The organism is Alteromonas sp. M12, assembly GCF_037478005.1.
Classification (GTDB): domain Bacteria; phylum Pseudomonadota; class Gammaproteobacteria; order Enterobacterales; family Alteromonadaceae; genus Aliiglaciecola; species Aliiglaciecola lipolytica_A.
In genome coordinates, this window is record NZ_CP144164.1 from 1,104,661 (window position 1) to 1,117,558 (window position 12,898).

Below are 12,898 nucleotides of genomic sequence, written 5' to 3' on the forward strand. Positions count from 1 at the left end.
TATTTACAAGGTTAACCCTATTTTTCAATAGAGCATGTTAGATGCTTATTCTAACCATCTGTTTTTTAATGACTTAGTTCTTTAATTCTCGATGGCATAGTCGTTGCACTTTTAAAAGTACTATACGCCATTTATGGGGCGATAGCATTCTAACTTTAAAAGGAGAACAAGATGACGAACCAAACGCAATCGGCAGCAAAGATGGCTAACGAAACAACTGCTAAGTCGGAGACTCCAATCGCAGATAAAATGACTGATGCGCTTCATCATTCAGTTGATTCCTTAGCAAAACAAGCTGCTAAAACTGAAGAAAAAGTGAGACACTCAGCAAACGCCTCAGCTGAAACTCTATCGGAAAAACAGCAACAAGCGCAGGATTACTGGAATTCATCTGCAGTGGGCAAATTCACTAAAGAAAATCCCCTTGCCACCGCCGGTATTGCATTTGCCGCAGGTATGGCTCTCACTGCATTTCTGAAAAGAAAGTAAACTGACGATGGTTGATGGTAACGCTCACCATAATGAAGAGTCTACAGCGCCTAAAGATGACGCTGTAGATTTTTCGGACCTGCAGGCCCATTGGTCTAGAGTATGGGATGCGCAAAAAGAGCAAATTAGCAAAGCCAAGTCGTTGGCTGTTCAGGAGTTAACGCTATCAGGTAAAGCACTATTGCTTAGCGCAGTTTGTGTTTTGTTGCTGGTGGGGATCAGTTTAATCATTTGGACGACACTGCTACTGACATTTGGATATGGAGCACATGCCTTTGGCGTGCATTGGCTGATAGTTGCCTTGTCGTTAATTGTCATCAATGTATTAATGTTCTGGGTCATACATCGAATTTTCAAAAATGCGATTCGTTCGATTGGTTTATCAACCACTATCAAGACTTTATTTGAGCCTAGAAGTGAAAATTCATCCGCGCAAAACTAGTCACTAAGACGAGAAAAATAAGGCGATTAACATGTTAGATTTATTAGCTAATCAAAAAGCCATCGTTGAAAACAAAGCTGAGCTGTATAAAGTGTCGAAAGACATCAAACGTCACGCTTTAGATAAGGCACAGGATCAATCTAAACAGTGGATTAGCTCACCTCGAGGTCTGTTGGCATCTTTTGTGGCTGGTTCTATTTATGAATTGCAATCCAGTTCAGACTCAAACTCCACTAGAACTATAATCAGTCTATTGTTACGAGCTATTTAGCCTTTCGCTTTTTTTACTATTAATTTAGCTCGTCAACCCCGCATTTAAAATCTAAGTATAAATTACAAGCCAATAAGCAATTTTTTCTTATCTACGCGAACGTAATTTTATCAGGTGCTGTTTAAATCTGTTTTAATTGACTTAAGTTATTGTTTATATAGATAATATCTGTTTTATGGAATCTATTAATTGTCCTTTCATTTTGGTATCAAAACTGCAAAACAGTCTATAAGTTAAAAGTGCAGAGAATAGGATATCGCAATGAAAAAGTTAACGTTATTTTCGGTAATTATTGTGGCAATTTTAAGTTCGGCAGTGGTGATTGGGCAAACCGAACCTGTACCTGAAACTAAACCTGATCCTGTGATTCATTTATTGAAAAATTTTGAGCAAAGGTTACAGAGGGTGGATAAAACGAAACAAGACCGCAGTAGTCGACTGCGTCTCCAGCGTGCTGAATATTATTATTACTCTTCAAAACGCTTTCATCAATCAAATTGGCAAGCCCAGGCTTTGGATCATGCGCAAAGAGGCCTACGATTATTAGATTTAAGAGAAGGTAATATTCAAACTTCTTCAACTGGTTCAGCTTTGCTTAGCTCTGAATCATTCACACCGCAATAAGAAGCTGCATCAGCCAAATATAGGTAAAAAGGTTACCAGGTTAGATAGCGGCGGCGCTTAGCGTTGATAGACTATTTGCGGGCGTTGCAGATGCCATTGCTAATCGACCTCGCCAATGAGCTAAGGATTGTTCGCTTGCTGTTACGGTTTTAATCACATTCAACATTTGTATCGAGGCATCAGAGATACGCATACTCTTATTGGTAGTTGCTAGTACCAGACGCGTCATCTCCGGTTGTTCAATTTTTAACGTTTTGACTACCTTGCTTTCTTCTAAATGGTACATTGCTGAGGAAGGTAAAATCATTAAACCTTCACCTTGAATTACTTGCCTTAAACCTGTCATCAGTTGCCCGGAATAGGCTTTATTATGTTTTAAGGCAACGCCTGTGGTGAGTTCATAAGTGTTTATTAATTGTCCCAGTGCGTCTTTTAAACCAGGGGTTAATAGTTCAAATTGGCTCAACTCCCAAAAATTCACTGTATCTCGGTTAAGCAATTGTTGATAATTGGCAGCACTGTCATTACTGCCCACAACAAGATACATATATTCTTCAATAAGAGGATAGGTGGTCATGAAATTCTGATCAATTTCTTGCTCATAGGTTAAAGCAATATCGAGTTGGTTGGTTTTCAGCCATTCTTTTACAGCGTATGAGGGCCCCGTGCTGATTTCTAATTTTATATGCGGATGGAAACGATTAATTTCAGCGATCAGCGGCATGGACAAAACGTTACCGATAGAGGGTAGCATGCCCACCCGAACTGTACCTGAGCGATTACTTATTAACTGTTGTAGTTCAATTTTGGCGTCATTGATTGTTTTTGTGATGGTTTGAGCATGATTAACAAATATTTGCCCGGCTTGCGTTAGGGTTACTCCTCGAAAGCTACGTTCAAGCAAAGCGGCGCTCATTTCTCTTTCCAAGTTTGCTAATTGCTGACTGATAGCTGGTTGAGCAATGTCTAATTCTCTGGCTGCTGCGGCAATACTACCTTTTTGCACGGTTATTAAAAAATACTCCAACTGTTTAGTATTCATTCAGCACATTGCTCCTAACACTATTACTCAATTGATTGAATTTCTTATTCTCCATTGCACTAATTTAGTTACATTCCATTTCGAAACTCATCTTTTGCACTATCTACTGTAATTGCTTGTAAATTAAGCATTTTTCATACCATTCTTATAATTATTAAAGCTTGGAATTGTAAATAATATGTTTTTTTGAACTTTTTGGAATATTTTTTTACGCACAAATGAATTCGTATCTTATTGATACTTATATGTAAATGTAGAGGCTCAATATTTTCCCTATAACCCTCAATAATCTTTTTTCTTCCGCGTCGCCACTGCTTTTCTTAGTCTCTTGTGGGTTAGTTGATACGGCTAACAGGATAAACAAAATACTCTCTTGCCTGCAGTTGGTGCTTAGTTGATCACTTTAAGGGCAAACCCTTAGGTAATAACAAGTTTAGGTATTTTTTATCAAAACAAAAATAAAAACATAAGAACACGGACAACAAGTCACGGACGTATTACTGAGAACACATAATAATTAGGGAACACTCAATGAAATTAACCAAAATCAATACTGCCATATTAGCTGGTTTATCTGGTTGCGCTATTTCTCTGCTGAGTGCACCTTTAGCATTTGCGCAAGAAGCCGCAGCAGAAGACGATAATCTTGAGAAAATTGCGATAGTAGGTGCTCGAGGAGCGCCAAGAACTGTGACTAGCTCTCCAGTACCAGTGGATGTATTAAGTGCAGATGACTTAAATGCAGTAGCATTTTCGGATATGAATGATGTACTAAAAACCTTAGTGCCATCCTATTCGGTCTCTCGCCAACCTATTTCTGATGGTGGAACCTTTATCCGCCCAGCTCAATTGCGTGGTTTGCCTACCGACAAAACCTTAGTACTGGTGAATTCTAAACGACGCCACCGTGCTTCTTTAGTCTCTATTGGTGGTTCAGGTACGCAAGGGCCGGATTTGGCTACTATTCCAACTGCTGCCATTGCCAGTGTAGAGGTACTCCGTGATGGTGCTGCTGCGCAATACGGTTCTGACGCCATCGCTGGTGTAATCAATTTTCAGCTAAAAAATAACACCGAAGGTGGGATGTTTTCAGCCGAAATAGGACAATATTTTGAAGGTGATGGCGATCAATTAGTTATCGCTGGTAACAAAGGTTTTGCTCTTGGTGATGACGGTTTTCTAAGTATCTCTGCTGAGTACTCCGATTCAGAAGCTACTTTTAGAGGAACACAATATTGCGAATCTTGGTTCTGTGTAGACGATCAATCTGCCGAGTATATTGCCGCTGCAGAATTGCAAGGTCAAACAGTCCATGGTTCATCTCAAGTTCAACCTTGGGGACAGCCTAATTCAAGTGGCACTCGTATATTTGTTAACACAGGTTATTCACTTTCAGATGACGTTGAACTCTACGGATTCGGAAATTATTCCGAAAGTGAGGGAGACGGTGCATTCTTTTATCGTTATCCAGGTAATGGCACCATCGAAGATCTTCGTTTGGAAGACGGCTCTATTTGGAATCCTATTGAGATATTTCCCGGTGGCTTCACTCCGCGTTTCTTTGGTGATGTAACAGACTACTCATTACTTGGCGGAATAAAGGGAATGAGCGGTGCTTTTGGCTATGATTTAAGTGCTCGATACGGTTACAACGAGATCTCCTATACGTTAAGTAATACCATCAACCCATCGATGGGGAATTTATCGCCTACGTCATTCAAACCGGGTGATTTAAGTAACAAAGAAACCCAAATTCAAGCTGACTTTACCTATGACATGGCCGAATACATTTTAGCATTTGGCTTGAGTTATATGGATGAGTCTTATGAAATTTCTGGTGGAGAGGAAGATTCGTACTTTGCTGGCCCTTACGCTTCTGCAGATCCTTGGGATTTTTGTACCGATGCTTACATGCCTACCGAAGCGGGTGAAGCAGTTATTACCAACGGTTCAACTTTGGATTGCGCTAACTATACGACCAATGATGTCGATGGTGATGGCTTCGAAGATGATGGAATTGAAGGGCTGGATCCGGTTTACCGAGTAGTTGGTGTGGGTTCCAATGGTTTCCCTGGTTATTCACCTGAATTCTCGGGTAAGTATTCACGTGATTCTTATGCCGCCTACGTAGATATTTCAGGTGATATCACCGATAAACTATTTGCTCAAGGTGCGTTGCGTTATGAAGACTATTCAGATTTTGATTCAGAGGTTGTCTATAAAGTAGCTGCAATTTATCAATTTACCGATGAATTTGCAGTACGAAGTTCATATGGAACTGGGTTCCGTGCGCCAACTCCTGGACAACAAGGTACGACCAATGTGTCCACTCGCTTACCTAATGGATTCCCTGTCGCTACAGGTCTGTTTCCTGCCGGAGGCTCTGTCGCACAAGCACTTGGTGCCGAAGAACTTCGTCCTGAATTATCGACTAACTTTACATTGGGTTTGACCGCAGCAATTGGTGATTTCAGCTTAACTGTAGATTATTACCATATTTTATTGGAAGACCGAGTGTATGCTGTTTCCACAATGGATGTATCTACCGATCCATCGACTGGTGATGATTATGCCAATTACTTGAATCTGGCCGAAGCCGGTGTGGTTGGTGCTGAATCGATAGGTGGGGTTTTCTTCTTCCAGAATGCCTTTGATACGGTAACTGAAGGCCTTGATATTGTCGGTACTTACGCTTTGAAATCAGATTATGGCGAAACTATGTTTACCGCTTCGATCAATTATAACTCTCAAGAGTTTGATTCAGATCCTAGTGAGTTCTTAAACGCAGAAGACCAGTTTGATTTTGAAAACGGTGTACCTGAAATGCGCGGTGTGTTCTCAATTAATCATAGCTATGAAGATTGGATGTTAACGACTCGTTTTAGTTATTACGGTGAGTATGAAAACGCTAACGATAGCTCTGTAGATACTGACATTCAAACCTTCGGTTCAGAATTAATGGTTGATTTGGAAGGTACCTATCATATCAATGATATGTATACCGTTTCGGTAGGCGTTCGTAACATATTCGATAACTACCCGGATGTCGCGACTATGGGAGATTCGTGTTGTGGCCGAGTATACCGTTCAGATTCAGTTGTTGATTGGCAAGGTGGTTATTACTACGCCAAATTTATCGCTAATTTCTAAATCGTCGAAGGTTTAGAGCATATCAGAAATGTGGCAGATGGGGCGTAAGCCCCCTGCTTGTTTCAAGAGATTATTATTTTATTAAGTTGAGTACCTATTTTGATGAAAACTTTTAGTGGAGCGATGTGGTGATGGAGATTGAATTACTCTGGTTCGTTCTAACATTGTGTTGTGCCGGCGCCGTCGCTGGAATTACCGCCGGTTTATTTGGAAATGGTGGCGGATTTGTAGTGGTCCCCGCTTTATTAGCGGTTTTCCCGTTTTTTACTCCCAATTCTGAAGAGTTAGTCAAGGTCGCTATCGGTACGTCGTTAGCTTCTATTGTTGTCTCTAGCGCTCGTTCAGTGATGGCACACCGTCGAAGAGGCGCCGTTGATTTTGAAGTGCTTAAGTCATGGTCAATATGGATTGTATTGGGTGTGCTAGGAGGTTTAGCTATTGCTAACCACACAAGCAGCGTTGGATTAACCATCGTTTTCGCTGCGGGTGTTTTGTTGTATTCAATTTATTTTCTGTTCCCTGATTTTGTAGTTCGTCCAGGTGTTTCGTTTTCCATGCCTTCAGGTATGGGCAAAGCCACTCTGGCATTCGTGTTGGGAGGATTTTCAGCGCTTTTAGGAATTGGTGGTGGAACACCTACTGTTATCACTATGGTGATGTGTAAACGCACTATTCAACAAGCAGTGGCGACCGCTGCAGGTGTGGGATGTTTAATTGGGTTACCTGGGGCCATCGGATTTTTATTTATGGAAAACACAAGCCCTGAAAGTATGCCAATTGGAACCGTAGGTTATATCAATTTACCTGCGCTTATTGCCATCAGTGTCGGTTCTATTCTAACCGCACCATTTGGCGCTTCAATGGCCCATAGTTTTAGTGAGAAAAAGCTTAAACGTCTGTTTGGTATTTATTTAGTGATTGTATCAACAGCCATGTTTATCAAAGTTTTGTCGTAGACGCGTATTAAGAAAAAAGGAAAACAATAATGACTTATAATCCATCTAGACGCTTATTTTTAGGAGGCAGTATTGCTGCTTCTGCCGCCGGAGCTTCTGGTTTAATTGTGCCTGCTGGTTTGGCATCTGCTGCCACAAGTCCTGCACCAAAAGTGAGTTACGGACCTGCCGCTGGTATTGCCAAGTTGAATGCTAACGAAAATCCCTATGGCCCTAGCCCTGAAGCTCTGAAAGCTATTTCTCAAGCGAGTAGTCAAGGGGGGGCATATTACGCCTACAATGCCGGCATGTATTTACGTGACATGATTGCCGAAAATTACAATTTGAAACCAGGTAATATTTCGATTACTGCTGGGTCATCCTTGATTCTGGCCTTCGCCGCTTTGGCAGCAACCACAAAAGGGGTTATTTTGGGGCCAGATTTATTTTGGGACACAACCTCTAAAGCGCCAATCAGCCAAGGTGGTCCTGATATTCGTCGCGTTGCAAATACAGCTGACTTGGAGATTGACCTAGATGCCCTTTACGATGCTATCGATGATAACGTCGCTATGGTACATGTATGTAATCCCAATAACCCCACTGGGCGAATTCTTGATCCTATGAAACTCAAAGAGTTTTGTATTAAAGCATCTAAGAAAACCTTGGTGTTAGTTGATGAAGCCTATAATGAACTCATTGAAGATGGTCCTAAACATTCGATGATTCCACTTATTAACCAAGGCCACAATATTATTGTCGCCCGTACTTTTTCTAAAATTTACGGACTTGCAGGTATGCGCGTTGGTTACATGTTAGGCTCAGAAGAGAACATTGAATTTATCAATAGATATGGATTGGGTGGCTACTCTATCAATCAGGCTGGTTTAGCCGCAGCCATTGCCAGTTATCATGATGAAGGCTTCAAAACATTTTCCAGAGATAAAGTGATGGAAGCTAAAGGTATTATCCAGTCAGCGGTAAAAGCCAATGGTCTAACAGCTTTACCCTCAAGTACAAACTTCGTATTTGTTAACTTGGGTGAAAATGGCGATGCGAATGCATTTCGCAAAGCGATGGAAAAACAGAACGTGTTAATTCGAGGTCAATACCGTACCTATAAGCCTTGGTCGCGAGTCAGCACTGGCATTATCAAAGACGTACAAATGTATGCTGATGCTATGCCTAAAGCATTAGATGAAATGTATAAAATGATGAAATCTTAATCTCAGATAAACTGTTTTCAGTTAATCAAAAAGTTGCGGGTTTAAAGTAACCCCATTATTTGGATAACACCAATAATGGGGTTTTTTAATGTGTTAATGCGGCTAAACATTATAGCTAGCGTTAGATGAGCATTGCTCTAGCCGACTGAAAACTCGTTGGGCTAGAGCTTGAAACGTCACCGAATTAATATGAGTTAAGACTCTTAATGTTTTACGGTGTTGAGTGTCTGTGTTCAAACTTTGATTATGCTAAAACTAGTTTCAAGGCGTCAACACAAGCATCTGTCTCTGCAGGTGTTCCGATACTGATACGAGACCAAGTGTCATAACCAGGCCATGTTCTACCAACCACTTTTATACCGGCAGCCTTCATTTTTTCTGAAAACTGATCATGGGGCATACCTGTATCCATATAGATGAAATTCCCTTGGGGATTTTTAGCATATGGACGTCCTAGTTCTTGTGCGGCAGCTGTTAGCTTAGCGCGTTCTGTTTGAACACGTTTTCGCATGGTATTTAAATTTGTGTGGTCATCCATACTCGCCATACCGGCAACAAGTCCGAGATAGTTCACGCCGCCCATTCTTAACATGCGGCCAATTACTTTAGCTTGTTCCGCAGGCATGATGGCGTAACCTAAACGTTGACCGGCCATCGCATGTATTTTTGAGAATGTGCGACAAATAACCACGTTGTATCCGTCTGCTGCTAACTTTGATTGAACGTTTGCTGGATATGCATCTGACATTTCAATGTAGGCTTCATCGATGAAAACCTGAGCCTTTTGTGACACACGTTTTGCGAATTCGGTAAGCTTAACAGAATCTACGACACACCCAGTTGGGTTATTTGGGTTACAGATATAAACCGCTGTGGTGTCATCAGTGACTGCTGCTTCAATTGCGTCTAAATCGAAATTCATATCAGAGTCTAACGGCACGTAAGTAACCTCTGCGCCCATAAACTCTGCGCCACGAGGCACACCTTCATATGTCGCCATGGAAGTAACTAACTTGTTCCCGTTTTTGGTGATCCAGTCTGCGTATCCAAATAGGATAGGGGATGAGCCATTGGTAACAACGATCTGTTCTTCGGATACACCCTCTTGGGCTGCAATCTTCTTTTTCAGGACGTCGACTGTCGCATCAGCGTATCTGCCTAGATTGAACAACTCAGATTGCATGGCTTCCACTGCTTTAGCTGAAGGTCCAAATGCGTTTTCATTTGAGGATAATCTAATTAGGCCATCTCTCACATTAGGCGTTGCGGATGGAAAGTGATCCGTTTTCATGCCTGCTGCATTTAGTTCTTTTACGCTTGAATCTACACACGCAGAAAGTGCTACCGCTCCCGTACCTAATCCAACGGATTTTAGCCATTTGCGGCGTGAAGAATCAATTATATTATTGTTTGTTATACCTTGTTTCATTTGCCACTCTGTCTAAAAGTTACTGGGATTTTAGATTAAATCCTACTGTTCTTTTTTGCAATGGTTAATGTTGGTTAAGTCGATGAAATTGATGAGGTTTTTTATCTTTTTAATGGTATGTTTTTTTGCTGTAAATTAAGTAAATTTAATGTTTCCTTCTTTACAAAATAACAACTTGGACAGGCATAAAAACAACTTGGACAGGCATATGTTAGTTTCAGAAACAGTTGTAGCTATATTTTTAATCAAGCAATGTGAGTTATACAACTATTCGGAGGTTCAATCGCGTTAAATATAAGTGGAGATTAAGTTTCAAGTTAAAAAGTAGATACAGCGGAAAGTTGAAATAACCCATTACTATCGTGGGTTCTCATAACATGAATTTAGGTTTACTTAAGCCGGTTTTAAATTTAACAACCTAACTAATACTTGCTTGTCGACGTCGGCGTTTATATTTGTTGAGGGTATTGATTTGACCTGCGGCCATACTAAACGATGTTTCAAAACTTGAGAATAAACATTGCCAGGATTTTTCATCCAAACCAAGTCGTTGTAAAATGGGGGATTCATCAATATCTATTGAGCCACTTTTGTTGGGATGCAGGCTACGTCCTGACAGGTCGACTAATTTTAGATAGTCGATGAGATTAAATGTCAGTCCAGGTGGTTGAGGTTGTGTAGGATTGCCCACAAAAGGCATTAAAGTTGTTGGCTGTTTTCCTTTTTTGAAATCGCGTATGCGTCGTTTAATACTCGTGTGCTCTGAAGTTTCAGGAGTACTGGCTAACTTGGCACGGATAGGATTTAAGTCCACATAAACCATACACGCCGCTACTGCGTGCTCATCTAATAAAGCTTGAGATTTAAAGCGTCCTTCCCAGAAATGGCCAGTGCATTGGTCTTCGTGGTTGGCTTTTCGCGCAATGGGCTCGTTAAGCTCTCGCATAAACCAACTGATATCGGTCAAGCGCTGTCGATAGATGGATAACGTAGCGTGTAAAGTGGTCCGCTGCGCATCGGTGAGCAGCGGCGAATCGGTACTCATGAACTTTTGGGTTAACAATGTTCCCTTGTGGAGTTTATGCCATCTTGAACACACTTGTTTATCAGTCCAGTCATTGGCTTTTTCTACATTCACATGCAATACCACATGGGAATGGTTGCTCATAATCGCAAAGGCACAGACTTCAATAGCAAAGACAGTGGACAAAAACAGTAACCTATCTTCAACCCATTGACGGCGATGCTCGAAACTTTTTCCTGTGAATTTATCTTCCCCGCACAAATATGCTCGGCGTACACAGCGAGAAACGCAGTGGTAGTAGGGGGTATCTGTCAAACAGATTTGACGCTTCCTTGCTAAGGGCATTGTTCTTCCTTATGAACCTTATACCTATAGTTTAGTTGATAGCGTCAAAGTGCTAGTCTAGTTTGTGGCTGTCTAAATTTTAGCTATAGTGTCAAAGTGCTAGTCTAGTTTGTGGCTGTCTTAAAAAGAGGAATAAGTTTATGGCTGTCTTAAAAAGAGGAATAAGCTTTGTCGCGAGTCGGTACTAGCATCATCAAATATATACAGATTTATTCAAATGTAATGCCTAAACCGTTAGATGACATGTCTAAAATGGAGAAGTAGTAAGCTTATGTTTTTTACGTAATTGCAGTTGTAAAAGGTCGCTTCTTGCGACCTTTTGTTTTTGAGTGTTCTACCCGCGGCCAACCTCTTCAATCCCTTGAGGCTGCAAATTAAATCAAACTGTATTTATAGCAAAAGTGCTTAACTTAACTTTTTCAATTTTATTTTCTTCACTATCGTGGGCAATACAAAGTTCGCTAAACGGTGCAGTAGGGAAGGTCAGCATAGTAATACATTGCCGAGCACCATTGAAAAATAGTTCGAACGAACAAGTGTCTGCGTAAATTTCAATTTCAACAAGTTGGTGCTGCAGAACATCAATAGGCATTTCAACGATTGAATCAAATCCTTTTTCAGCAAAGCCACTGTGAGTTCTATCCGCCAAAATTCGTTTGTTTGCAAAATCGAGTGTCAAAACAAAGGTTTCTTTATTCGCACTTTGCCATTGCAGAACGGTTTTACGGCTCTGTGAGCTAAGAGTAAAGGATAGCTTGTATGCTTCGGGTATGTTTAACGGCTGTTGCCTAAGCACTTCGATTGTACTCAATGAATTTTCAGCATTGAATTCAATCGCGGGCGGGGTCGCGAGTTGGTAACCGGATTGGTTTTTCACTAAGCTGATTTTTCGTGGCAAGGTCATCGCGCCTCGCCACGTATTATCGGGCGTGTCTCGCGCATAATCCCAGTTACTCATCCAAGCGATGTAAGTCCGACTTTTCAATATCTCTGGGGTATTGTCCCAAGTAATACCGGCATAACAGTCAGTGCCATAGTCTAACCAATGGGTTGGGCTATTTGTAGGTAGAGGGTCTTGAGGGGTAAATTCAACACCATCGAAGTCGCCAATGAAATATTGTGTGGCTGAGCCACCATTGGGGCCACCAGGATTAATGCTAATTAATAAAACCCAACGCTCGATTCCAGTTTCGCTACAAATTAATGGAAACAGATCCGGGCATTCCCATACGCCACCATGAGCTCCGTGGTTATGTCCAAATTCGGAGAGTTTGTGCCAACTTTTAAGATCGTTGGACTGATAAAAATAGACACATTGACCCGCAACCACGGCTTTTACCCAGTATTTTTTTTCTGCGTACCAGACAACTTTTGGATCTCTAAAATCTTTTAAGCCAGGGTTTGGAATAACCGGATTATGCGCATACTTAGTGAAACTTTTTCCGCCATCAACTGAATATGCAATGCTTTGAACTTGCACTTCATTTTCTGAATGATGTGTAAATGTCGCGATTACCGCAGGATAATCCGAGCTGGCAAAACCTGCGGTATTATTTATATCCACTACAGCGCCACCAGAAAAAATATAACCTAAGCCTTCTGGCTCGGCATGAAGCGCAATGGGTTGATGTTGCCAATGAATCAAATCCTCTGAAGTCGCGTAGCCCCAGTGCATATTCCCCCAAACCACGTCATCAGGATTGAGTTGGAAAAATAAATGGTATTTACCGTCCAAATAAAATAATCCGTTAGGATCGTTGATCCAAAAACCCTGTTTAAAAAAGTGATAATGAGGCGTCCAAGTACGATTCGTACTAGGACGGTTTTGGTTATCTAACTGCTGCATATGCACCTCTAGAAAAATTAATAAAAAAGACTTGATAAAATGTCTATCGATGGTCATTATGATGGCAAGTTTTAA

11 protein-coding genes are annotated in these 12,898 nt (G+C 41.1%); 7 read left to right on the top strand and 4 right to left on the bottom strand.

The window, feature by feature from the left end:
• The first annotated feature begins 171 nt into the window (after positions 1 to 171).
• The 4 genes from VUI23_RS04675 (at position 172) to VUI23_RS04690 (ending at position 1,826) form a co-directional block, all read left to right on the top strand.
• A complete protein-coding gene (locus VUI23_RS04675; protein ID WP_342807071.1) occupies positions 172 to 489 on the top strand; it encodes a DUF883 domain-containing protein in 318 nt (105 codons plus the stop codon).
• A 7-nt stretch (positions 490 to 496) separates the two neighbouring features.
• Positions 497 to 931: a hypothetical protein gene (locus VUI23_RS04680; protein ID WP_342807073.1), complete on the top strand. Its 435-nt coding sequence runs from the start codon at positions 497 to 499 to the stop codon at positions 929 to 931.
• Positions 932 to 962: 31 nt separating this feature from the next.
• Positions 963 to 1,202 (top strand): hypothetical protein, encoded by a 240-nt coding sequence (locus VUI23_RS04685; protein WP_216046820.1) that lies wholly within the window; start codon positions 963 to 965, stop codon positions 1,200 to 1,202.
• A gap of 261 nt (positions 1,203 to 1,463) precedes the next feature.
• Positions 1,464 to 1,826 (top strand): hypothetical protein, encoded by a 363-nt coding sequence (locus tag VUI23_RS04690; RefSeq protein ID WP_342807075.1) that lies wholly within the window; start codon positions 1,464 to 1,466, stop codon positions 1,824 to 1,826.
• A gap of 40 nt (positions 1,827 to 1,866) precedes the next feature.
• Here VUI23_RS04690 and VUI23_RS04695 read toward each other — a convergent pair whose 3' ends face one another.
• Positions 1,867 to 2,868: a LysR family transcriptional regulator gene (locus VUI23_RS04695; protein ID WP_342807077.1), complete on the bottom strand. Its 1,002-nt coding sequence runs from the start codon at positions 2,866 to 2,868 to the stop codon at positions 1,867 to 1,869.
• A gap of 531 nt (positions 2,869 to 3,399) precedes the next feature.
• Between VUI23_RS04695 and VUI23_RS04700 the strand changes: the two genes are divergently transcribed.
• The 3 genes from VUI23_RS04700 to VUI23_RS04710 all read left to right on the top strand — a co-directional run bounded on the left by VUI23_RS04700 (position 3,400) and on the right by VUI23_RS04710 (position 8,179).
• A complete protein-coding gene (locus tag VUI23_RS04700; protein ID WP_342807079.1) occupies positions 3,400 to 6,018 on the top strand; it encodes a TonB-dependent receptor in 2,619 nt (872 codons plus the stop codon).
• 131 nt (positions 6,019 to 6,149) lie between these two features.
• Entirely contained in the window at positions 6,150 to 6,974 is an 825-nt protein-coding gene (locus VUI23_RS04705; RefSeq protein WP_342808242.1) for a sulfite exporter TauE/SafE family protein, read from the top strand.
• Between the two features lie 29 nt (positions 6,975 to 7,003).
• Positions 7,004 to 8,179: a histidinol-phosphate transaminase gene (locus tag VUI23_RS04710; protein WP_216046816.1), complete on the top strand. Its 1,176-nt coding sequence runs from the start codon at positions 7,004 to 7,006 to the stop codon at positions 8,177 to 8,179.
• Positions 8,180 to 8,423: 244 nt separating this feature from the next.
• Here VUI23_RS04710 and VUI23_RS04715 read toward each other — a convergent pair whose 3' ends face one another.
• The 3 genes from VUI23_RS04715 to VUI23_RS04725 form a co-directional block, all read right to left on the bottom strand.
• The gene (locus VUI23_RS04715) at positions 8,424 to 9,608 is read right to left on the bottom strand and encodes a histidinol-phosphate transaminase (RefSeq protein ID WP_342807081.1); all 1,185 of its coding nucleotides are present in this window, start codon (positions 9,606 to 9,608) and stop codon (positions 8,424 to 8,426) included.
• 418 nt (positions 9,609 to 10,026) lie between these two features.
• Positions 10,027 to 10,977: a transposase gene (locus tag VUI23_RS04720; protein ID WP_342807083.1), complete on the bottom strand. Its 951-nt coding sequence runs from the start codon at positions 10,975 to 10,977 to the stop codon at positions 10,027 to 10,029.
• A 379-nt stretch (positions 10,978 to 11,356) separates the two neighbouring features.
• Positions 11,357 to 12,823: a glycoside hydrolase family 32 protein gene (locus tag VUI23_RS04725; RefSeq protein WP_342807085.1), complete on the bottom strand. Its 1,467-nt coding sequence runs from the start codon at positions 12,821 to 12,823 to the stop codon at positions 11,357 to 11,359.
• Between the last annotated feature and the right edge of the window lie 75 nt (positions 12,824 to 12,898).